Origin of the sequence: Sorangium sp. So ce394 (assembly GCF_051474665.1) — a bacterium.
Taxonomy (GTDB): Bacteria; Myxococcota_A; Polyangia; order Polyangiales; family Polyangiaceae; genus Sorangium; species Sorangium cellulosum_D.
Genome location: NZ_CP150339.1, coordinates 6,590,137 through 6,611,936, shown reverse-complemented (window position 1 = coordinate 6,611,936; position 21,800 = coordinate 6,590,137). Strand labels below are relative to the sequence as shown.

Annotated in this window: 15 protein-coding genes; 11 read left to right on the top strand and 4 right to left on the bottom strand. The window is 71.9% G+C overall.

From position 1 onward, the window contains the following. Window positions 1-61: 61 nt before the first annotated feature. From WMF33_RS24295 to WMF33_RS24285, 3 genes are read right to left on the bottom strand one after another with little or no spacing between them, the layout of a single operon-like run. Window positions 62-1,042, bottom strand: a complete 981-nt coding sequence (locus tag WMF33_RS24295; protein WP_437339346.1) for a formylglycine-generating enzyme family protein — start codon at window positions 1,040-1,042, stop codon at window positions 62-64. Between the two features lie 6 nt (window positions 1,043-1,048). Beyond that, window positions 1,049-1,639, bottom strand: coding sequence for a hypothetical protein (locus WMF33_RS24290; protein ID WP_437339345.1), 591 nt, complete (start codon window positions 1,637-1,639; stop codon window positions 1,049-1,051). Beyond that, a complete protein-coding gene (locus WMF33_RS24285) occupies window positions 1,636-3,585 on the bottom strand; it encodes a hypothetical protein (RefSeq protein WP_437339344.1) in 1,950 nt (649 codons plus the stop codon). Before WMF33_RS24285 ends, WMF33_RS24290 begins: the two co-directional genes overlap by 4 nt. A gap of 417 nt (window positions 3,586-4,002) precedes the next feature. On the opposite strand from WMF33_RS24285, the gene WMF33_RS24280 reads away from it, so the two are divergent. After that, window positions 4,003-4,869 (top strand): alpha/beta fold hydrolase, encoded by an 867-nt coding sequence (locus tag WMF33_RS24280; RefSeq protein WP_437339343.1) that lies wholly within the window; start codon window positions 4,003-4,005, stop codon window positions 4,867-4,869. Window positions 4,870-4,947: 78 nt separating this feature from the next. Beyond that, complete coding sequence (locus tag WMF33_RS24275; RefSeq protein ID WP_437339342.1) at window positions 4,948-6,138, top strand: cytochrome P450; 1,191 nt, start codon at window positions 4,948-4,950, stop codon at window positions 6,136-6,138. A 15-nt stretch (window positions 6,139-6,153) separates the two neighbouring features. Here WMF33_RS24275 and WMF33_RS24270 read toward each other — a convergent pair whose 3' ends face one another. Then, window positions 6,154-7,020, bottom strand: coding sequence for a fibrinogen-like YCDxxxxGGGW domain-containing protein (locus WMF33_RS24270; protein ID WP_437339341.1), 867 nt, complete (start codon window positions 7,018-7,020; stop codon window positions 6,154-6,156). A 41-nt stretch (window positions 7,021-7,061) separates the two neighbouring features. Between WMF33_RS24270 and WMF33_RS24265 the strand changes: the two genes are divergently transcribed. The 9 genes from WMF33_RS24265 (at window position 7,062) to WMF33_RS24225 (ending at window position 21,746) form a co-directional block, all read left to right on the top strand. Further along, complete coding sequence (locus WMF33_RS24265; protein ID WP_437339340.1) at window positions 7,062-7,577, top strand: hypothetical protein; 516 nt, start codon at window positions 7,062-7,064, stop codon at window positions 7,575-7,577. A 259-nt stretch (window positions 7,578-7,836) separates the two neighbouring features. Then, a complete protein-coding gene (locus WMF33_RS24260) occupies window positions 7,837-9,156 on the top strand; it encodes a CmpA/NrtA family ABC transporter substrate-binding protein (RefSeq protein ID WP_437339339.1) in 1,320 nt (439 codons plus the stop codon). Between the two features lie 62 nt (window positions 9,157-9,218). Further along, the gene (ntrB, locus tag WMF33_RS24255) at window positions 9,219-10,016 is read left to right on the top strand and encodes a nitrate ABC transporter permease (RefSeq protein ID WP_437339338.1); all 798 of its coding nucleotides are present in this window, start codon (window positions 9,219-9,221) and stop codon (window positions 10,014-10,016) included. Window positions 10,017-10,021: 5 nt separating this feature from the next. After that, window positions 10,022-10,852 (top strand): ABC transporter ATP-binding protein, encoded by an 831-nt coding sequence (locus tag WMF33_RS24250; RefSeq protein WP_061624619.1) that lies wholly within the window; start codon window positions 10,022-10,024, stop codon window positions 10,850-10,852. After that, window positions 10,849-11,730: an ABC transporter ATP-binding protein gene (locus WMF33_RS24245; protein ID WP_061624618.1), complete on the top strand. Its 882-nt coding sequence runs from the start codon at window positions 10,849-10,851 to the stop codon at window positions 11,728-11,730. Before WMF33_RS24250 ends, WMF33_RS24245 begins: the two co-directional genes overlap by 4 nt. A gap of 318 nt (window positions 11,731-12,048) precedes the next feature. Next, the gene (locus tag WMF33_RS24240; RefSeq protein ID WP_437339337.1) at window positions 12,049-13,800 is read left to right on the top strand and encodes a hypothetical protein; all 1,752 of its coding nucleotides are present in this window, start codon (window positions 12,049-12,051) and stop codon (window positions 13,798-13,800) included. Between the two features lie 56 nt (window positions 13,801-13,856). Further along, on the top strand, window positions 13,857-15,098 hold the full coding sequence (locus WMF33_RS24235) for a vWA domain-containing protein (RefSeq protein WP_437339336.1): 1,242 nt from the start codon (window positions 13,857-13,859) through the stop codon (window positions 15,096-15,098). 373 nt (window positions 15,099-15,471) lie between these two features. After that, window positions 15,472-20,532 (top strand): AAA family ATPase, encoded by a 5,061-nt coding sequence (locus tag WMF33_RS24230; protein WP_437339335.1) that lies wholly within the window; start codon window positions 15,472-15,474, stop codon window positions 20,530-20,532. A gap of 173 nt (window positions 20,533-20,705) precedes the next feature. Then, window positions 20,706-21,746 carry a sugar-binding protein gene (locus WMF33_RS24225; RefSeq protein WP_437339334.1) on the top strand — a complete coding sequence of 347 codons (1,041 nt, stop codon included), beginning with the start codon at window positions 20,706-20,708 and terminating at the stop codon, window positions 21,744-21,746. Window positions 21,747-21,800: the final 54 nt, after the last annotated feature.

Here is a 21,800-nt window from a genome sequence, read left to right as displayed (position 1 = left end):
CCAACGGCGCCGGGCGACAGAATCCACCGGACCCGCGGGACACCGGCTGACGCGGCGCGATCTACGGGGCCTGCTGGACCGCCTGCGCCGCCGGCTCGACGACGCAGCGGATGCCGAGGAACCCGCAGCGGTAGGTCGCCTCGAAGCCGCCGGGCCGCGCCGTCCTGACGAGCGGCGGGATGCCGTCGCGCCAGCTGCCGCCGCGGGCGACGCGCATCTTGCCCTTGCCGTCGTTGGCGCTCGTCGTCCACTCGAAGACGTTGCCGGCCAGGTCCTGGATGCCCTGGGGGCTGGCGCCGGCGGGGAAGCTCCCGACGTCGCACGCGGTCTTGCGCACGGTGCCGCCGCCGGACCAGCAGAGCTGATCCTTCGGGGCCTCGCCGCCCCACGGGTACGGCCGCGCCTCCTCGCCGCCGCGGGCCGCCCACTCCCACTCGTCGTCGCGCGGCAGCCGCTTGCCCTGGGCCGCGCAGTAGGCCTCGGCCTGCGCGAAGTCGACGCAGACCATCGGCTGCTTCTCCTTCCCGGCGACGCCGTACGTCGACGCCTCCTTGGCGCAATTCGCCAACGTATCCGTGCACTTACCCGTCTTGACGCACGCGGCGTAAGCCTCGGCGGTCACCTCGGTCCTGTCCATGCAAAGGTCGGCCACGGCGGCCTTCACCTTCAGCGGGCCCATCACGAAGCTGCCGCCGGGGACCCGGGCCATGCCGTCCGGGCATCCGTTCGAGGGGGGCGACGCCGGGGCGGAGGCCTGCCCGCTGCCGGCCTGCGCAGCGGCCGTATCGCCGGCCTGCGCGGCGGTCGCGCTGGCGCCGGCGGGCGCCGGGGCCGCGTCGGACCCGGGCTGGGGCGACGCCGGGGCGGTCGCCGCGCCGCCGGAGGCGCTCGCCGGCGCCGCCTGCGCGGCGGGCGAAGGCCCGGCGGGCCCGGCGGACGGGGGCGAGGCCGGGGAGGCGCCGCACGCGGCGGCGAGGACGCCGCACGCGACGGCAGGGAGGAACAGCGCGGAGACGACGAGGGGCGTGCTGTGGGATCGCATGGTGTCTCAGGAGGCGGTCACGGTCGGCGCCGGCTCGTCGTCGAGCCATTGCTCCTGGACGACGATCGCCGGCAACAAGGTGAACGGCCCGTCGTAGCCAGGGCCGAAGGTGAGGATCTGGATCACGCGTCGATCGCCGCGCCGGATCGGGAACATCACCTCGCCGCCGCGGGGGAGCTCGCTGCCGCCGCGGGGCGGATCGATCCAGAAGGCCACGCCCTCGGTCTTCCCGCCGAGCAGCGAGATGGCCGAGACGGTGAGCTCGGGGCAGCGGATGCGCAGCCACTCCCTCATCCGGTAGGCGCGGCAGCCCGCGGCCGCGGGGCCGGTGCGGGAGAGGCGGACGCGCGGCGCGGCCTTCCACTCGGCGGCCGTGGGCTGCTTCGACGGCTCGGCGGGGAACGGCTCGGCGTCGAGGGGCCGCTCCTCGCCGGCGTCGGTCGCTGCGGCCGAGCGCCCGCCGTCCTGCTGCGCGCTCGCCGGGGCAGCGGCCGAGCGCGCGCCGTCCTGCTGCGCGCCGGAGGTGCCGGCCGCCGCCGCCAGGACGCCGGCCATGCCGGCGGCCATCCAGGCGATCCACGCGAAGCGCAGCCTCATAGCGTCTCCAGGAACGCCACGAGCGCCGCCCGATCCTCGGGCGACAGGTGGCTGGTCTTGCCCATCCAGTCGGCGTTCTGCTCGATCAGCTCCGCCAGCGTGCCGGCCCGCCCGTCGTGCAGGTAGGGCGGCCGCCCGCCCACGAAGCGCAGCGACGGCGTCTTGTACTCGGGGCGCGGATCCTCGTCGTACCCCGGCAGCGGCGGCCGCTTCGGCATCGGGTACGCCGTGCGATCGGTGTAATCGCTCGCGGGCACGTGGCAGCGCGAGCACTTCGCCTCGTCGCTGTGGAAGATCTCCCGGCCGCGCTTCGCCCGCTCGTCGGGCGCCCCGTCGCCGCGCGGCGGCGTCACCAGGCCCCGGCGGAGGAACATCGCGAGGTACGTGGCCCTGGCCGCGAGGCCGGCCTGCGTGTGGTCGATCGGCAGCCCGCCCCAGCGGTGCAGCCCCATGCCCGTCTGGAGCCTGCCGACGAGATCCTCGCTCTCGCCGTGCCAGCCGTACGGCCCGGCCGCGCCGACGTTGCCGGCGAGCATCGGGGTGCGCCGCGGAAACCCTTTCCTCTTCGCGACCTCCGGGATGTTCTCCGGCCGGCCGACGAAGTTCGCGTGCTCGCCGTCCGCCGTGCTGAAGGTCGCCTCGCGCCAGACGTACCCGTCGTCGCGCCCATCGGGGTGGCACCCCGCGCAGCCGAGATTGCCGCTCACCGTGCCGTCGAGCGCGTTGTAGAAGAGCCGGCGCCCCTTCGCGACCTCGGGGCCGAGCGGATCGTCGGCGAGGTGGACGAGCGCCGCCGGCCCCTCCGCCGCCGGCCCCTCCGCCGCCGGCCCCTCCGCCGCCGGATCGCGCAGCCGGAGCGCCGCCACGTCGCCGGTCGAGCGGCAGAACACCCACGCCGTCGCCTCGTCCGCGGACAGCGCGAGGCCGGTCGGCGCGCCGCACGTGCCGGCCACGCGGATGTGCGGGTCGTAGCGGCCGCCGACCGGGTAGCTCTTCACGATCGCGAGCGTCGGATCCACGGCGGTCGCGTCCACCTCGAGCACGAGGTCGTCGCCCTCGCCCGCGACGAGCAGCGTGCGCGCGCGCTTGCGGTAGACCGCGGCGCGCGGCTGGGTGACGGGCGTGACGCTCGCGCCCGGCAGGGTGATGACGCTCTCCGGCGTGATCACCTGCTCGGCGAACGCCGACCGGAGCACCGGCAGGTTGCCGTGGTGCGGCGGGGCGAGCGGCTCGTCCCGGCCGGTGATCAGCACGTCCACGGTCGCCGCGCCGAACCACGCGGCGTGGCCCATGGCGCCGAGCGCGTGCCGCGCCGCGAACAGCCGCCGCCCGTCCTCGGAGAGCGCCAGCGCATAGCCCAGCGACGCCGCGAGCCGCGCGCCCGACGGGGCGCGCAGCGGCGACGCGGGCAAGGCGACGCGCCGGACCCTCGGCGCCCCGCCGAGGTCGTCGATCCGCGTGAGATCCGCGCCGACGAGGTGGCTCACGTACGCGGCGCTGCCGTCGGGCAGCACGGCGACGCCCCGCGGCTCGCGCGCCACGTCGACCGTCCACCTCGCCCTCCCGGCCTCGAGGTCCACGGCCGAGACCTTGTGCGTCCACGCCGACGTCACGATCGCGGTCTTCTCGTCCGGCGTGACCGCGATGCCCCACGCGTCGGCGGGCAGCGGCACGCGGCCGACCTCGACGAGACCGGCCGACGCGTCCGGCCGGAAGATGAGCAGGAGCCCCGGGTCGCGGACCGTGGCGAGCACGCGCGCCTCGCGCCCGCCGAGCGCGAGCACCTGCGCTGGCCGCCCCGGCGCGGGCACGCCTGCGCCGGGGCGCGCGGGATCGAGCGGCAGCGGCACGACGCGGACGACGCCGTGATCCTCGTCGGCCACGTAGAGCGCGTCCTCGCGCGCCGCGCGGGCGAGGGCGCCCCCCTCGCGGACCGGCGCGCGCACGGGCGCTGCGCCGGGCGGCGCCGGCGGATCGGCCGGCGCGCCCGCGCTGCCGACCGGGGCGCCCGCGCTGCCGGCCGGGGCAGCGCCCGCGTCCGCGCCGGGGGCGGGGCCGCGGGAACAGGCGCTTGCTGCGAGCGCGAGGAGTGCGGCGAGAGAGCGTGTCGCGGGGCGGCGCAAAGGGATCGCCGGATCTTCGCCCGCCCTCGCGTCCCGGGTCAACGGCCCGGCGGCGCGCCTCAGCACGCCGGCACGCCGGCGCGGGGCCGATGCGCGGCATCGAGCGCGCGCCGCATCCCCAGGGCGCCGGGGACGCCCCGCCCAGCCCGGGCGAGCGCCGTGAAGCGCTCGAGCGCCGCGGCCGACGATCTCCACGCGGCGTTTGATCCGTGAGCTCGAGCGAGCTATCGCCGCCTGGGTATGGAATCAGCATCTCTGTCGGGACATGGCATCTCGGACGGCGCCGACGCACCTCGGTTCATGGAGGTGAACGGCGCCCGCCTCGCTTATGCAGAGCAGGGGCAGGGCGCTCCGGTGGTGTTCTTGCACGGGGCGGCCTCGGATCATCGGATGTGGGACCGTCACCGCGCCATCGTGGGCCAGCGGTACCGGGCCATCGCTTACAGCCAGCGCTATTTCGGGACCGGCGCGTGGGACCCGAGCTGGCCCCCGTTCGGCGTGCAGACGCACGCGGACGATCTCGTCGCGTTCCTCCGCGGCCTCGACGCGGGCCCCGTCCACCTGGTCGCGTGGTCCTATGCCGGTCACGTGGCCTTGACCGCGGCGCTGAGCCACCCCGAGCTGCTGAGGAGCGCTTTCATCTACGAGCCCGGGGTCCCCTCGTACGTCACCGATCCCGCCGAGCTGCGCGCGCTGGGGGACGACCTGAACGCCATGTTCGGCCCGGTCTTCGGGGCGGTGCAGCGCGGCGACAGCCGAGAGGCCTTGAGGCTCCTGCTCGACGGGTCGGGCCAGCGCCAGGGGTATTTCGACGCGCAGCCCGCGGAGCGACAGGCCGTCAACCTGGACAACGCGCGGACCATGCCGCTCCTCCTCTCGCAGCCGCAGCCGCCAGCCATCACGTGCGGGCAGCTGGCGGGCCTGAAGGTGCCGGTGACCGTCGCCCATGGCGAGCTGTCGCGGCCCACGTTCAGCGTGGTCTCCCGCGCGGCGGCCCGCTGCATCCCCGGGCAGCACCTGGTGGCCCGCGGGGCGACCCACATGTGGCCCGAGGAGGACGCGCCGGCGTTCTGCGCCGCGGTGACGGGCTTCCTCCAGGGTCGCTGATCGGCGCCTTGCGGCGCGCCCTCGCGTCGGGCGACCATGCCCGCTCCATCCCTGACCCGCCCGGGAGGTCCTCGATCCATGAGCGAACGGCTGAACCTGATGTCCCCCGCGATGCTCGCCGACCCGTACCCCACTTACGCCGAGCTGCGGCGCGACGCCCCCGTGTGCCAGGTCGATCCGGGCGGCTTCTGGGCGGTGACCCGCCACGACGATGTCATCGCCGTCCTCAAGGACACCGCGCTGTTCTCGTCCGAGGGGTTCCGCGCCGCCACAAAGCCCGCGTGGCTCGGGCACAACCCGTTCGGCGACTCCATGCTCGTCCTGGATCCGCCGGCGCACGGTCGCCTGCGGTCGCTCGTGAACCGCGCCTTCACGCCCGCGGCCATGACCCGCCTGGAGGCGCGCGTGCGCGCGTTCGCCGAGGACATCGCGGCGCGCTTGCCGCTCGGCCAGCCGGTCGACTGGGTGGAGTCGCTCGCCATGCCGCTCCCCGCCAGCGTCATCGGCGAGCTCCTCGGCCTCGATCCCTCCCTCCACGCGCGCTTCAAGCGCTGGACCGACGACCTCACCAGCATCAGCCCGGTCACGCCGGACATGACCGCGCGCATGGAGGAGATCCGCACCACCGTGCGCGAGGCGGAGCAGTACCTGACCGAGGTGCTGGCCAGCCGCCGCCGCGCGCCCGCCGACGACATGGTGACGGACCTCCTCCGCGCCCAGGTGGACGGCCAGTCGCTCACCGACGCCGAGCTGATGAGCTTCCTCTTCCTGCTCCTCGTCGGCGGCCTGGAGACCACGGTGCACCTCCTGAACCACAGCGCGCTCCAGCTCATCGCGCACCCGGAGGTGCTCGATCGCCTGCGCGCGGATCCGGCGCTGATCCCGAGGTTCATCGACGAGGTCCTGCGGTACGAGCCGCCGGTGCGATCGGTGTACCGGCTCGTCATGGCCGACACCGAGATCGGCGGCGTGCGCCTCACGAAGGGCGCGAAGGTGCTCGCGATGATCGGCTCCGCCTGCCGGGACGAGGCGCACTTCCCGGACGCGCACCGCTTCGACATCGACCGGGGCGGGGTCACGCACCTGCCGTTCGGGCACGGCATCCACTTCTGCCTGGGCGCGCCGCTCGCGCGGCTCGAGGCCCGCCTCCTGTTCACGGCGCTCGTGCCGCGCGTCCGCCGCCTCTCGCCGGCTGGGCCGCCGGAGTGGCGGCGCGCCCTCTCCATGCGCGGGGTGACGTCGCTGCCCCTCGTGGCGCACCCGGCCTGAGCGCGCCGGGCGCGCTCACCAGCGGGTCCAGCGCGAGATCCGCTTGACCCGCGTGTAGGGGCTGCCGTCGTCCGAGAGCCCGAACGACGTCGCGCTCAGGGTCCTCACGTGCGGCCCCCAGCCCTCGTCCTCGATCGGCGCGTCGTCGTCCGCGCCGAGGTTGTAGACGAAGCAGTGCCCGTAGTGCTGCGTGACCCCCACGTAGGAGCTCGCGCAGTTGCCGTCGCCCTTGGTGTCCGCGTCGAAGTCCGCCGACGACCACCCGGTGGCGAACTGCCACGTAAAGAGCTCTTCCTCCCCGGAGACGCGGATCGGCGTGAGGAGGTGCATGTCCGCGGTATCGATGCCCTCGGCCGTCGCGCGCATGACCTCGGCGACCGTCCCGGCGATGTCCTCGATCTCGTCCCGGTATTCCCGGCCAACGACGTACAGGGAAGGCTGGTAATGGTTGCCGGCGATCGACGGCTCCCCCTTGGCGCTGAGCCGGTCGGCATACAGGATCTTCCAGAACGCGATCGTGGCGCCGTCCGCCGCGCCGACGCTGTTGTAAACGAGCGCCCACCGATCGTCGTCGGCCGCCTCACCGCAGTAGGCCTGAAACTGCTCCTGCGGGCCGGAGCCGTCGGGGTCGAGCGTGTAGACGCCGCCCGGCGCGCTGGCCGGGACGGCGCCGCACCGCGCGTAGACGCACCCCTCGCTCACCTCGTCCTCGCACCCCACGGCGGGCCCACCGCCGGCCCCGCCGCCGCCGCCGGAGCTCTCCCCGCCCGCGCCACCGCCGTCCACCAGGTGAAACGGCTTGTCGAGCCCGGCCACGGCCGTGCATCCGCAGGCCATGAGGCACGCCGCCGCCCACACCCATGTAGCGGACCCGCTCGTCATCTCCCTTCCTCTCCCTACCGCATCATGCCGTCACGCCCTGCATGGCGATGCGCCGCGCGGCGCGGACGCTACCGTCTCACCTTCGGCCTGGCAAGCCGCGCACACGGATCTGCCGGCCGCCCGAGAGCGCGAGCGAGCCCGGTGCGGGGGAGAGGCCCGCGAAGGCCGACGGCGCCCGCGCCGCGGCGGCCCGCTCGGCCGGCCGGCCCCGGCGCGGCGCCAGCCGGAGCCGCTCGACGCGCCGGCGCCGCGGGACCGAGCGCGGACGCCGCTCGTCCCTCGTCGCTCGGGACGCGGCCACGACCTCTGCAAAGGATCTCGGAAGAGAAGAAGACAAATCGAAAAGGCGCCAAGAACGCCATAGACGAAGGCGACGCGAAGACAGCAAATCAGTCGTCGACATCGTCGACATCGTCGACATCGTCGACATCGTCGACATCGTCGACATCGTCGACCGCCGGCCCAGCGCGGGCGTTCCGTCCTGGCGCCGGCTCGCTGCCGACAGGCGATCGACGCGCACGACTCGAATGCAGAAAAAATATCCCACAGAAACTTGAATGAAACACGCATCCATGCATCGTCCTTAGCGGATCATGGGCCCATGTAGGGTCGAACCCATCCGGGCGCACGCCCGCGGCGAGATCGATCTCACGCCGTCGCTCCGCTGCGGAGCTGGCCTGGCTCACCCTCGGACCAACAGGCGATTTCCACGGGCGGCGCCTCCGGAGCGCAACCGTCCGTTCCACCCCGACCGGCGGGCGCGCGCCGCTCCACGCGCCCGCGGCTCCGCGGTCATTCCCAGCAAAGGACGATCGAATGAAGAGACGAGAACCTTCGCGTGAGGAACCGAGCGAAGCGCCCCTCCGCCGCCGGCGCTTCCTCGGCGGCGCCCTCGGGCTCGGGGGAGCGGCGCTCCTCCCCGCCTGCGGCTCGCGCTCCGACGAGCCGGGGCCGCCGGCCGCGAACGCCGCGCCGCTCGTCGCGACCGCCGACACGCCGGAGGTGTCCGATCTGCGCTTCGGCATCATCGCGCTCACCGACTGCTCGCCGCTCGTGATCGCCCACGAGAAGGGGTTCTTCAAGAGATACGGCATCAACTCGACCATCGTGAAGGGCGCGAGCTGGGCGGCGATCCGCGACTCGCTGTCGAACGGGGACCTCCAGGCGACGCACATGCTCTTCGGCATGCCGCTCGCCTCGACGATGGGGCTCCTCGGGTCGCCGAAGAAGCCCATGATCATCCCGTGGCTGCTCAACCGCAACGGCCAGGCGATCACGATGAAGAGCGACCTCAGGGGCAAGGTGGCCGGGGATCCCAAGGCGCTCCAGCCGTTCGTCGAGGAGGCGAAGGCGAAGGGCGCGCCCATGACCTTCGCCATGACGTTCCCGCCGGGGACGCACGCCATGTGGACCCGCTATTTCCTCGGCGCGGGCGGCGTCCACCCGGACAAGGACGTCGCGCTCGTGACCATCCCGCCCGCGCAGATGGTCGCCAACATGAAGGTGGGGAAGATGGACGGGTTCTGCGTCGGCGAGCCGTGGGGCGCCAGGGCCATCGCCGATCAGATCGGATACACCGCCGTCACCACGCAGGAGCTCTGGAAGGACCACCCCGAGAAGGTGTGCGCGTTCACCGCGGAGTTCGCCGACAAGAACCCGAAGACGGTGAAGGCGGTGCTCAAGGCCCTCCACGAGGCGAGCGCCTGGCTCGACAAGCTCGACAACCGCCCCGAGCAGGCGGACATCGTGTCGAGGCCCACGTACATCAACTGCCCTCCGGAGCTCATCCTCGGCCGGCTGAAGGGGCAGTACGACTACGGCGACGGCCGCAGGAGAGAGGACAAGGATTACATGATCTTCAGCGACCGGGGCTGCAACTACCCGCAGCCGAAGTACGCGCTCTGGTGGCTCAGCCAGTTCCGGCGCTGGGGCATGGTGGAGGGGAGGCCGGACTACGAGGGCGTCGTCAAGCAGGTCATGCGCCCGGACCTCTACGAGGAGGCGATGAAGGAGCTCGGGGTCGCGCACGGCGGCCCCGATGACCGGCCCGAGACGCTGTTCGACGGCGTGACGTTCGATCCCAAGGACCCCGAGAAATACGCGACGTCGTTCCCGGTCAACGCCCTGAAGGGGTGATCCCCGACATCGCCGGGAGCCGACGGGGAGCGCGGCGGAGGGCGACGGCGAAGGAGTGCTGCATGAGCGAGGCGAAAGCGATCTCTCCCAGGATTCGAGTCGACCACATGATCCTGCCCCTCTTCGGGGTGGCGTGCGTGATCGGGCTATGGGCCGCCGCGAGCAGCCTGTGGGCCCAGACGCTGCCCTCTCCGCTCAAGACGTGGGAGGTGAGCAGGCCCTACATCTTCGAGCCGTTCGAGAAGCGGGGAGAGCTCGACCAGGGCATCCTCCGCTTCACGTGGTACTCGCTCCAGCGGGTCGCGAAGGGCTACACGCTGGCGATCCTGCTCGGGACGCCGATCGGCTTCCTCCTCGGCGCCTCGAGGCTGTTCAAGTCGAGCTTCGATCCGATCATCCAGATCCTCCGCCCCGTGTCCCCGCTCGCGTGGCTCCCGCTCGGCCTCGTGCTCTTCCAGAAGCCGGACCCGGCCGGCGTCTTCACCATCGCGATGTGCTCGATGTGGCCGACGGTCCTGAACACCGCGCTCGGGGTGCGATCGATCCCGCAGGACTACATGAACGTCGCCCGGGTGCTCCGGCTCTCGCGCATGAAGACGCTGCTCAAGGTGCAGCTGCCCGCCGCGCTGCCGTACATGTTCACCGGCTTCCGGCTCAGCCTCGGCATCGCCTGGCTGGTGATCGTGGCCGTGGAGATGCTGACCGGCTCGCCCGGCGTCGGCGGCTTCCTCTGGCAGGAGTACAACAGCCTCATCTACGAGCACATCATCCTCTGCATCATCACCATCGGGGTCGTGGGCTTCCTCCTCGACGCGCTCATGAGCCTCGTCGAGCGCAGGCTCAAGCTGGCGGGAGGGTGACGGCGATGGCGCTCGTCAAGCTGCGCAACGTCGACAAGAGCTATGGCGCCGGGGCCACCCGCACCGAGGTGCTCCGGGACATCGACCTGGAGATCGAGAAGGGCGAGTTCGTCGCCGTCGTCGGCTACTCGGGGGCCGGGAAGACGACCCTCATGTCGCTCATCGCGGGGCTACAGCGGCCGGACGCCGGCGTGGTGACCCTGAACGGTAAGCCGATCGAGGGGCCGGGGCCCGACCGCGGCGTCATCTTCCAGAACTACTCGCTCTTGCCCTGGCTGACGGTCTACGAGAACGTCTATCTCGCCGTGGACCAGATCTTCTCGGCCTGGTCCGCGGAGAAGAAGCGGGAGCACGCCGAGCGCTACATCGCCATGGTGAAGCTCACCCCGGCCCGCGACAAGAAGCCGGCGCAGCTCTCCGGCGGCATGCGCCAGCGCGTCTCGGTGGCGCGCGCGCTCGCCATGGATCCGGAGATCCTCCTGATGGACGAGCCGCTCGGCGCGCTCGACGCGCTCACGCGCGCCACGCTGCAGGACGAGATCGCGCGGATCTGGCGGGCCACCCAGAAGACCGTGCTCCTCATCACCAACGACGTCGACGAGGGCATCCTCCTCGCCGACCGGATCGTCCCGCTCAGCAAGGGCCCGGGCGCCACGCTGGGCCCCAGCGTGATCGTCGATCTCGATCGCCCGCGGGATCGCAAGGCCCTCAACCGCGATCCGCGCTTCAAGGAGATCCGCGGCGCGGTCATCAACTACCTGCTCGGCCCGGGCGCCGGGCCGAGCGCGGGCAAGGGCGTGCCCGGCGCAGCGCGGAGCGCGGAGGCGGTCGCATGAAGAAGTATCTCGAGATCTGGAACGTCACCAAGACCTTTCCCACCCCGAACGGCCCCGCGGTCGTCGTCCGCAACTTCGACCTGAACCTGAGGAAGGGCGAGTTCCTGTCGCTCATCGGCCACTCCGGCTGCGGCAAGTCCACGGTGCTGTCGTTGGTCGCGGGCCTCAGCGAGATCACGAGCGGCGGCATCGTCCTCGCGGGCCGGCAGATCCACGGGCCCGGCCCGGACCGCGGGGTCGTGTTCCAGTCGCCGTGCCTGCTCCACTGGATGACCGCGCTCGAGAACGTCCTGCTCGGCGTGGAGCAGGTCCACCGGCAGAAGAGCAAGAAGGACTGCATCGAGATCGCGACGCACTACCTCGAGCTCGTCGGGCTCGAGGAGTCGATGCACAAGAAGCCGCGCGAGCTGTCCTCCGGGATGCAGCAGCGGGTCGGGCTGGCGCGCGCCTTCGCCCTGTCGCCCAAGATGCTCTTGCTCGACGAGCCCTTTGGCATGCTCGACTCGCTGACCCGGTTCGAGCTCCAGGAGGTGCTCATGAACCTGTGGGCCGATGACCAGAAGACCGCGCTGATGGTCACGCACGACGTGGATGAGGCCCTGTTCCTGTCGGACCGCATCGCGATGATGACGAGCGGCCCGGGGGCGCGGGTGGGCGAGATCCTGGAGGTGCCGTTTCCGCACCCCAGGGACCGCCAGGCGGTGCTCGACGATCCCATGTACTATCCTCTCCGAGAGCGGCTGATCGCGTTCCTGGAGGGACAGGCGCACAAGGACGAGCCCGCCGCGGACGGCGCGCAAGAGCCCGCCCCGGAGGCCGCCGTGAAGACGGGGCGGTTCTGGACCGCGCTCTGGAAGGGAAGCAGGTCGTCGGCGTAGCCCCGCGGCGCCATCGCTGCTTCCTCGTGAGCGCGCTCGGCGTCGGACCTCACCGAGGCGCGGTGTGCGGGCGCGCTGACCGTCCACGGTAGAGCTCGCCCCGTCGTGGAGCGTCGCAGCGCGCGGCTGTGCGCGCTGCGCTCAACGAGGCTCACCACCTCCGACAAAAAGTGAGGGATACGGCCGCCGTAAAGAACAAAAGCCACACGGACAAGCTGCAGTTGCGCGAATGTATCTTTCTCCTATCGCGTCGGTTTCAACCAGCGGTCGAGCGGGGGAAAGTGTATGCGTGTGTCTCGAATCTTCGCGGCTGTCGGTATGGTATGGCTCGCCGCCGCGTGCGGCTCGACGGGCGGCACGGGTTCAGGAGGGGGAGGCGGCGTCTCCGCCTCGTCGGGGATCTCGACAGGCACCGTTGCCGAGGGCAGCGGGGCCTCCGGCGGGGCCAACGCAAGCAGCGCGGGGGTGGGCGGCGCGGGCGCCGCGACCGGCTCCGGGGAAGGCGGCGCGGGCACCGGCGGCGACGGTGCAGCTGCGGGAACGGGCGGCGCGGCCGCGGGCACCGGCGGCGACGGCGCGGCCGCGGGAACGGGCGGCGCGGGGACGGGCGCCGGAGGCGCGGAGACGGGCGGCACGGGCGGCGCGGGCGGGCCCGACACGGGGGTCGAGGTTCCGACCTGCGAGCCCTACGGCGCCGCGTGCGCGAGCTCCGGCGACTGCTGCTCCGGCATCTGCGACAGCGCGACGAGCACCTGCGCCTCGCCCCTCAGCGTCTGTCTGGGGCCGGCCGCGGTCTGCGACGAGGCCTCCGACTGCTGCAGCCTCAACTGCACCGCGGGCAGGTGCGGCGCGGCCGCCTGCCTCGTCGACGGGTCCGACTGCACGGAAGGCGGGGCCGCCTGCTGCAGCGGCATGTGCGTCGGCGGGACGTGCAGCGACGTCAACGGCGACGCCGCGTGCCAGACCGGCGGCAACCTGTGCACGGAGGACAGCCAGTGTTGCTCCCGGCTCTGCGGGCGCGACGGCCGCTGCGTCCTCAAGTCCTCGTTCTGTGTGCAGCGCAACGATGTGTGCACGAGCAACAGCGACTGCTGCTCCGGCGTGTGCGTGAAGCGGAGCGCGTCCGACGCCGCAGGCTACTGCGGCGAAGAGCCGGACACGGCGAGCCGCTGCAACAGCGGCGGCATCGACGGCGCCGTCTGCGACGGCTGCGGATTCTGCTGCAGCCGCGTCTGCGCGCCGTACGGCCCGACCGGGATCTCCGTCTGCCAGCCGCCGAGCGGTTGCCGTGTGAACGGCGCCCTGTGCAGGCGCAACGAGGACTGCTGCGGCGGTGACCCCACCGCCGATCTGCCAGGCGCCGGGACCGTGGTCTGCGACACGTCGGACGACCCGGCCGGGGAGATCGGCCGCTGCCGCAACCCCAGGATGTGCACGCCCCAGGGCGGCGTCTGCCATTTCAAGGACAGCTACTGCTCCGACACCTCGACCAGCGCTCCCAACAACTGCTGCAGCTACCTGGGGCGCGCCAGCAACTGCCGCCTCGACGCCCTGGGCGTGCCGCGCTGCAACGCACTCACGGAGTGCCGCGAGGCCGGCGACGACTGCGCCTCTTCCGACGACTGCTGCGACGGCGCGCCGTGCGTGCCGAACGCCGACGGACGGCTGCAGTGCTATGGCACCCCCGGAGAGCCGACGCCCCGGTGCGTGACCGAGGGTGGACCCTGCACGAACAACGGCGACTGCTGCGTCGGGACGACCTGCGAGCTCGATCCGGGCTCCGGCTCGGGCACGTGCACGCCCCCGAGCTCGTCGTCGGCCACGGGCGCCGGCGGCGCGGGCGGCGCGGACAGCACGAGCGCGACCGGCGGCGCGGGCGGCGCGGACAGCACGAGCGCGACCGGCGGCGCGGGCGGCGGCAGCACGAGCGCGACCGGCGGAACCGGCGGCTCGGGCGGCAGCACGCCGGTTTGCGCGGAGTACGGCCAGCTCTGCGGCGCGACGTCCGAGTGCTGCAACGCCGGGGCGGTGCAGTGTTACAACGGCATCTGCCGCATCCCTCCGGGGTGACGCGGCGTGCGGACCCGCTCACCCGCGTCGATGCACCCGTGTCGAGGAGAATGGATATGACCGGCAAGATACGCGCGATCTGCGCTCGCTCCTTGTTCTTGACGTCCCTCGGGCTCCTCGGCTGGGCGCTCGCGTCGGGCTGCTCTGGATCGACGCGCGGAACCGGGACGAGCGGCGACGCCTCCGGCAGCGGCGGCGAAGGGGGAATCGCCTCGGGCGGCTCCGGCGGAACGGCCGGAGACTCCTCCCTCGGAGGCGGCTTCTTCGGCCCTGGTTCGGGCAGCGGCGGCGGCCCGGGCGGAGGGGACGGCGGCGGAGATTGCGGCGGCCAGCAGGTCGACGCGGCGCCGCGGGAGGTCCACCTCGTGATCGTGCTCGATCGCTCGGAGAGCATGACCAAGGGCTGGGAGGCGAGCGACCGCTGGACGATGGTGAAGGGCGCCCTCGGCACCGCGCTCGACGCGATCCAGGGCAGGATGTCCGTCGGGCTCCAGCTCTTTCCCACCGACGATCACTGCGGCCTGGATCCGGGCACGGATCTGAGCGTCGCGGTGGCTCCGGGCGCGACCTCGGTCCCCGCCATCAAGGCCCGGCTGGAGGCGACCGCGCCCGGCGGCGCGACGCCGACCGCGGACGCCCTCGAGCGCGCCCTGCGGTACCTCACCGAGGGCGCCGGCAGCGCCCTCGAGGGCGACAGGTACGTGCTGCTGGCGACCGACGGCGGCCCCAACTGCAACCAGGATCCGGCGATGACCTGCCCGGCCACGACCTGCACCACGAACATGGATGGTGACTGTCCGGCGGTCGTCGAGAACTGCTGCTCCGGGGGCGCGGCGGACGCGTGTATGGACGACGCGCGCACCGTGCAGCAGGTGAGCGACCTGCGCGCGGCCGGCATCAAGACGTTCATCGTCGGCATCCCCGGCACCACCGCCTACGCCGATGTGCTGGACGAGCTCGCCGCGGAGGGGGGGACGGCCACGGCGGAGAGCTCGCCCCGCTACTTCGAGGTGGTGGACGCGGCGAGCCTCGGCGAGACGCTGACGAGCATCACCCGCGATCTCGTGAGGAGCTGCGAGCTCGCGCTCGAGACCGAGCCGCCGGACCGCGCGAAGGTCAACGTCACCATCGATGGTGAGGTGCTGCCGAAGGCGGGCGACGACGGCTGGGATTACGACGATTCGACGACCCCACCGACCGTCGTGATCAAGGGCGCGACGTGCGAGCACGTGAAGTCCGCGGGGGTCGAGAGCGTTCGTGTCGAGTTCGGTTGCCCGACCGTCGAGGAGCCGCGCTGACCCTGCGCCGGCGACGCGCCCTCCCGGCGCGCCGCGCCATCGATCCATGGCTATCTCTCAGAGCTCGCCCACAACCCATGGCGCATTGCGCTAACGACGCACCGTGCCCGGCGCCGCCGGCGCAGGCGCCAACCGCACGCGAGGGCAAAATCCGTCCCGGTCGAGTCTTACCAGCACAAAACTGTAATTGTCGATGGTGGGCGAATTAACCCGCCCGAATTCGCTCAGGATCCGCGGACGACCGATCTAGACAGAATCCGCCCACAGTGCGATTCTGCTAGGCCACCGTCCGTCCCTTCTGCTCGGCGCAAGCGCTCTGCAGACCGGACGGTCCTACGCCTGGCGAGGTGAGATGCTCTCCGCAACCTGTACCGTGAGCCAGCAGATTTACAGCGACTCGAGCTTCGAGGTGTTCGAAGGCACCTGGGGCGATGAGCGCAAGCCTGCTGTCTTCAAGGTCCTGAAGAGCGAGTTCCCGAGCTCGCGCGAGCTCGCGTCGCTCCGGCACGAGTACAACGTCCTCCGCGAGCTCGACGTCGAGGGCGTCGTCAAGGCGTATGGGCTCGAGAAGCACAAGAACGGCCTCGCCCTCGTGCTCGAGAGGCCGAGCAGGACGACGCTCCACGACGTCCTGCGCGCCGGCCGGCTGGAGCTCAAGCCGGCCCTGACGATCGCCCGCTCGGCGGCCCGGGTCCTCGACGAGATCCACCGCCGCAAGGTGATTCACAAGGACGTCAAGCCGCACAACCTCCTGGTCGACCCGGACTCGCTCAAGGTCCACTTCGTCGGCTTCGGCATCGCCACGCTCCTCCCGCAGGAGACGCAGCAGGCGGTGAGCCCCGAGGCGCTCGAGGGGACGCTCGCGTACATGTCGCCCGAGCAGACCGGCCGGATGAACCGCGTGATCGACCGCCGCACCGATCTCTACTCGTTCGGCGTGACCCTCTACCAGATGCTCACCGGCGTCCTGCCGTTCAACGAGAGCGATCCGATGGATCTCATCCACGGGCACATCGCGCGCACGCCCGTGCCCCCGCCCGAGCGGGTGCCGGGCGTGCCCGAGGCGGTGTCCCGGATCGTGATGAAGCTCCTCGCCAAGAACGCGGAGGACCGGTATCAGAGCGCCTTCGGCCTGTTCGCCGACCTCGACGCGTGCCTCCGCCAGCTCTCGAGCTCCGGCGCGGTGGCGCCGTTCGCGCTCGGCCAGCGCGACATCCCGGACACGCTGCGCATCCCGCAGAAGCTCTACGGCCGCGCCGAGGAGGAGCGCGCGCTGCTCGCCGCCTTCGAGCGCGCCGCCGGCGGGGAGGGGGAGCTCCTGCTCGTGTCGGGGTACTCGGGCATGGGCAAGTCGGCCCTCGTGAACGAGATCCACAAGGCCATCGCCCAGCGAGGCGGCTATTTCACCGCCGGCAAGTTCGACCCGCTGAACCGCGGCGCGCCGTACACCTCCCTCGCGCGGGCCTTGAGGGAGCTCATCCGGCACATCCTCACCGAGCGGCCGGAGCAGCTCGCGCGCTGGAGCACGGAGCTCGCCCGCGCGCTCGGCACGAGCGGCCAGCTCCTCGTCGACCTCCTCCCGGAGCTCGAGTGGATCGTCGGCCCGCAGCCCCCGGTCCAGAAGCTCCCGCCGGCGGAGTCGCAGGGCCGCTTTCACGCGATCTTCAAGGCGTTCGTCCGCGTCTTCGCGACCGCCGAGCACCCCCTCGTGCTCTTCCTCGACGACCTCCAGTGGGCCGACCCCGCGTCGCTGAAGCTGCTGGAGGTCCTGGCCACGGATCCGGAGCGCGGCTACCTGCTCGTGATCGGCGCCTACCGCGACAACGAGGTGTACGCGGCGCACCCGCTGCGGGTCGCGCTCGGCGAGATCGAGAAGGCGGGCGCGCCGCCGCGCGAGCTCAAGCTGCGGCCGCTCGCCCTCGCCGACGTGGTCGAGCTGCTCTCGGACGCGCTCTCGGCGGCGCGCGACGAGGTCGAGCCGCTCGCCCGCGTCGTGTTCGACCGGACCCAGAGCAACCCGTTCTTCGTGCGGCAGTTCCTGGCCTCGCTCCACGCCGAGGGCCTGCTCCGCTTCGAGGCGGGCGCGTGGACGTGGCACATCGAGAGCATCCGGCGCCGCACGGTCACCGATAACGTCGTCGAGTTCATGGCGCGCAAGATCGAGGAGCTCGATCCCGAGCTCGTGCGCGTCCTCCGGCTCGCGGCGTGCATCGGGCACGAGTTCGACCTGCGCACGCTCGCGGTCATCAGCGAGCGGCCGCCGCACGAGACCGTGGCCGCGCTGTGGAAGATCCTGCAAGAGGGCCTGATCGCGCCCGTCGACGCCGATTACCGCCTCGCCCACGCGACCGACGGCGACGCGCGGGCCGGCGTCGACTGGCGCGTCACCTACCGCTTCTTGCACGATCGCGTCCAGCAGGCGGCCTACTCGCTCATCGGCGACGATCGAAAGAGGGAGGTCCACCTCAGGATCGGGCGGCTCATGCTCGCGAGCATGGAGGGCGCCGCGCGGGAGGAGGCGCTCTTCGACATCGTGAACCATTTCAACATCGCGGCGCCGATCGTCTCCTCGCCCGCGGAGCAGGCCACGGCCGCCGAGCTGAACCTCGCCGCCGGCAGGCGGGCCAAGGCGGCCACCGCCTACGAGGCCGCGGCCGGCTATCTCCGCGCGGGCATGGCGTTTCTGCCCCGCGGCGGCTTCGACGACAGCTACGAGCTCGCCCTCGCGCTCCACCGGGAGCGCGCCGAGGTCGAGTCGCTGTGCGGCGCGTTCGAGGAGGCCGAGCGGCTGTGCGCCGCGGCGCTCGAGCGCGCCCGGACGGCGATGGACAAGGTCTCGATCCACCTCGTCCAGGCGAATCAATACCTGCTCCAGTGGCGCAACCACGAGGCGACCCTGGTCCAGAAGGCCGGCCTCCGGCTGCTCGGGTGCCCGATCCCCGAGGACCGGGGGGAGGTCGCCGCGCTGCTCGAGCAGGAGCTCGCGGCGGTGCCGGTCCTGCTCGCGGGGCGGAGCATCGAGGAGCTCGCCCACGCCCCGAGGACGACGCGCCCCGAGCTCCCGCTGACGCTGGAGCTCCTCGTCAACCTGTTCTTCGGGGCCTACAACTCGAGCGATCAGACGCTCGCGAACCTCGCCATCGTGAAGATGGTGACGCTCTCGCTGCAGCACGGGAACAGCGACATGTCCGCCTTCGGATACGTCGCGTACGGCATGGTCGTGGGCCCGCTGCTCGGCGAGTACGAGACGGCCTATCGGTTCGGCAGGATGGCCATCGAGCTCGCGGACCAGCTCGACAACCTCGTGCTCCGGGCCAAGACCTACCACATCTTCTCCGCGGACGTGCACAGCTGGACGCAGCCCCTGCGGAGGGCGGATCCTTATTACGACCGCGTCTACGATCTCGGGCTCCAGGCCGGCGACTGGACGGCCATGGGCTACATGATCAGCCAGAGCGGCTCGGACCGGCTCACCTACGGGATGCCCCTCGCGGAGCTCTCCCAGCTCGCCGAGGTGCACCTCGCGTTCCTGCGGCGCGCCCGGAGCCACGATATCATCGATATCCTGCTCGCGGGCGTGATCCAGCCCATGAAATGCCTGCAAGGGCTCACCAAGAGCCGGCTCAGCTTCGATGACGGCGCGTTCGACGAGGCGTCCTACACGGCGAAGCACGGCGGCTCGCCCTACCACATGGGGTGGCTGTATTACGCCAAGATCCGGAATGCGTACCTGTTCGGCGACCGGGCGAGCTATCCCGATCTGATGCCGAAGCTCGCCGTGGTCGAGGGCGCGCTGCCCACGCACGCGAAGGTGCCCGAGGCGACGTTCTATGCGGGGCTCATGCGGATCGCCGCGCTGGAGGGCGCGGAAGGGGCCGAGCGGCTGGAGCACGAGGAGCAGCTCGGGCGGCTCCTTGGGCGGATGAAGCGCTGGGCGGACGCCGGGCCGGACAACGTACGTCACAAACACCTGCTCTTGCTCGCCGAGCAGGCCCGCGTCGAGGGGCGCCGCGCCGAGGCCATGGACCTCTACGAGCAGGGCATCGAGGCCGCGCGGCAGGCCGACTACATCAACAACCAGGCGCTCGGGAACGAGCTCTACGGCAGGTTCTGGCTCGCCCAGGGCAGGGCCGAGTTCGCCGGCATCTACCTGCGCAGGGCCGTTTACCTGTACGAGCGCTGGGGGGCGAGCGCGAAGGTCCAGGCGCTGCGCGAGGAGCTCGCGCCGGCCGCCTCGTCGGCCGCGGACGGGGCCGTCGCGCTCTCGCCGACGAGCACCGCGCTGCCGGGGCTCGTCGCGGGGGAGAGCTTCGACCTCGCCACGGTGCTGAGGACCGCTCAGGCCATCTCGAGCGAGATCGTGCTGGACAAGGTGCTCGATCAGGTGCTGCGCAGCGTGATCAGGAGCGCCGGGGCGAGCCGTGGGTTCTTGATCCTCTCGCGCGGCGAGGTGCTCACGGTCGAGGCGATGATCTCGCTCGACCCCGACACGGTGAGCCTCGGGCTCGCGATGCCCCTGGAGACGCGCCTCGATCTGGCCCGCGCGGTCGTGCACTACGTGGCGCGCTCGCGCGAGGCGCTCGTGATCGGCCGGGCGGAGGACGACCCGCGCCTCGCCGGCGATCCGCACGTGATCGCGCGCCGGCCGAAATCGATCCTCGGCTTGCCGCTGCTGCACCAGGGCCGGCTGAGCGGCGTCTTGTACCTCGAGAACCACCTCGCCGAGCACGCGTTCACCGCCGATCGCATCGAGCTCTTGCGGCTGCTCTCCTCGCAGGCGGCGGTGGCGGTCGAGAACGCGCTGCTCTACGCGGACCTGGAGGCCGTGAGCGCCGAGCTCCGGGCGGCCAACGAGCGCCTGGAGCGGGAGGTCGAGGAGCGCACCGAGGAGCTCTCGCAGGCGAACGAGCGCCTCTCGGCGCAGAGCGAGGAGCTCCGAGACGCCAACCTGCGCCTCCTCCACGAGCTCGGCGAGCGCGAGCGCGCCGAGGAGGCGAGGGCCCAGCTGCAAGAGGAGGTGATCCGGTTCCAGCGGGAGAAGATCTCCGAGCTGTCGACGCCGCTCGTGCCGATCACGAACGACGTCATGGTCATGCCGCTCATCGGCACGCTGGACGAGGAGCGCGCCGCGGACGTGCTTCAGACCCTGCTCGACGGGGCGACGCGGAGCGGCGCCCGCGTGGTCATCATCGATGTCACGGGGATCAAGGGGGTCGATCACCGCGTGGCGAACGCGCTCATCAACGCGGTGAACGCCCTCCGGCTGCTCGGGACCCAGGCCGTGCTGACCGGCATCCGCGGCGAGGTCGCGCAGGCGCTCATCCGGCTCGACATCGACATGTCGCGCCTCGCGATCCGCGGCACCCTGCAGAGCGGCATCGCCTACGCCATCGGCCGATCCGGCGCCCTGAAGGCGTCGCGAACGCGCGCCTAGGGACGGCCCGGAGGTCCGTACGTCGAATCGTGTAGACACGTCCGGAGCGGATGGCGCATCATGAGGTCGCCAGTCCGCCAGGGGGTGCCTGCTTCATCGTGTGCCGTGCGGCGACACGAGGCGTCGGGATCCGCCGAGTCGGGCGGCTCCGCGCGGGTGGAGGGGTGAGGCGCATGAAAAAGAGCATCGGACGGTTCATCGTCGGGGTCTGCGTGGCGGCGGCGCTCGCGGCCCTGGGCTGCGACAACAGCGGCGCCGGCAGCGCGCCTGGCGCGTCGGCAGAGCGCGCGAAGCCGAAGCTCGCGTACATCACGAACGGGGTCGCCCCGTTCTGGACCATCGCCGAGAAGGGCGTGATCGACGGCGCGAAGGAGTATGACGCCGAGGTGAGCGTCGTGATGCCGAGCGACGTGAACGACCAGATGCAGCGGGTCGAGGACCTCCTGATCCGCGGCGTCGACGGCATCGCGATCAGCCCGATCGACGCGGAGAACCAGGTCCCGCTGCTCAACAAGGCGGCGGCCAAGACCAAGCTCATCACGCAGGACTCGGACGCGCCGAAGAGCGACCGGATCGTGTACATCGGGATCGACAACTACGTCGCTGGCCGGATGGCGGGGCAGCTCGTGAAGGAGGCGATCCCCGGCGGCGGCAAGGTGGCCATCCTCGTCGGCCGGCTCGAGGGCGACAACGCCCGCAAGCGCCGCCAGGGCGTGCTCGACGAGCTGCTCGATCGGAAGGACACGAGCGGCGGGAACGACCCGCTGAACCAGGAGCTGAAGGGCGCGAAGTACACGATCATCGCGACCCTGACGGACCAGATCGACGCCGCCAAGGCGAAGAGCAACGCCGAAGACATGATGTCGGCGCACCCGGACCTCGTGGGCCTCATCGGCCTGAACGCGTACCACACGCCGGCCCTGCTCGAGGCGGTCAAGCAGGCCGGGAAGATGGCCTCGATCCGGGTCGTCGGCTTCGACGAGCAGGACGCGACGCTGCGCGCGATCCAGGACGGCGAGGTGGTCGGCACCGTGGTGCAGAATCCGTACATGTACGGCAAGGAGTCGGTGCGGGTGCTCGCGGCGCTCGTGCGGGGCGACACCTCGGTCGTGCCCCCGGGCGAGTTCATCTCCCTGCCGGCCCGGCAGATCCGCAAGACCAACCTGCCCGAGTTCTGGGCGGATCTGAAGCAGAAGGCGGGAAAGGCCGAGTGAGCCCCGGCGGGCCGCGCGGCGCCGCCGGCCCCGGCGGGCCCGCGCCGCGCCGCC

Coding starts and splice junctions, on each gene's coding strand:
- WMF33_RS24245 (WP_061624618.1), top strand. CDS start 10,849: ATGAAGAAGTATCTCGAGATCTGGAACGTCACCAAGACCTTTCCCACC.
- WMF33_RS24280 (WP_437339343.1), top strand. CDS start 4,003: ATGGAATCAGCATCTCTGTCGGGACATGGCATCTCGGACGGCGCCGAC.
- WMF33_RS24240 (WP_437339337.1), top strand. CDS start 12,049: ATGGTATGGCTCGCCGCCGCGTGCGGCTCGACGGGCGGCACGGGTTCA.
- WMF33_RS24295 (WP_437339346.1), bottom strand. CDS start 1,042: ATGCGATCCCACAGCACGCCCCTCGTCGTCTCCGCGCTGTTCCTCCCT.
- WMF33_RS24275 (WP_437339342.1), top strand. CDS start 4,948: ATGAGCGAACGGCTGAACCTGATGTCCCCCGCGATGCTCGCCGACCCG.
- WMF33_RS24250 (WP_061624619.1), top strand. CDS start 10,022: ATGGCGCTCGTCAAGCTGCGCAACGTCGACAAGAGCTATGGCGCCGGG.
- WMF33_RS24235 (WP_437339336.1), top strand. CDS start 13,857: ATGACCGGCAAGATACGCGCGATCTGCGCTCGCTCCTTGTTCTTGACG.
- WMF33_RS24260 (WP_437339339.1), top strand. CDS start 7,837: ATGAAGAGACGAGAACCTTCGCGTGAGGAACCGAGCGAAGCGCCCCTC.
- ntrB (WP_437339338.1), top strand. CDS start 9,219: ATGAGCGAGGCGAAAGCGATCTCTCCCAGGATTCGAGTCGACCACATG.
- WMF33_RS24270 (WP_437339341.1), bottom strand. CDS start 7,020: ATGACGAGCGGGTCCGCTACATGGGTGTGGGCGGCGGCGTGCCTCATG.
- WMF33_RS24265 (WP_437339340.1), top strand. CDS start 7,062: ATGGCGATGCGCCGCGCGGCGCGGACGCTACCGTCTCACCTTCGGCCT.
- WMF33_RS24290 (WP_437339345.1), bottom strand. CDS start 1,639: ATGAGGCTGCGCTTCGCGTGGATCGCCTGGATGGCCGCCGGCATGGCC.
- WMF33_RS24225 (WP_437339334.1), top strand. CDS start 20,706: ATGAAAAAGAGCATCGGACGGTTCATCGTCGGGGTCTGCGTGGCGGCG.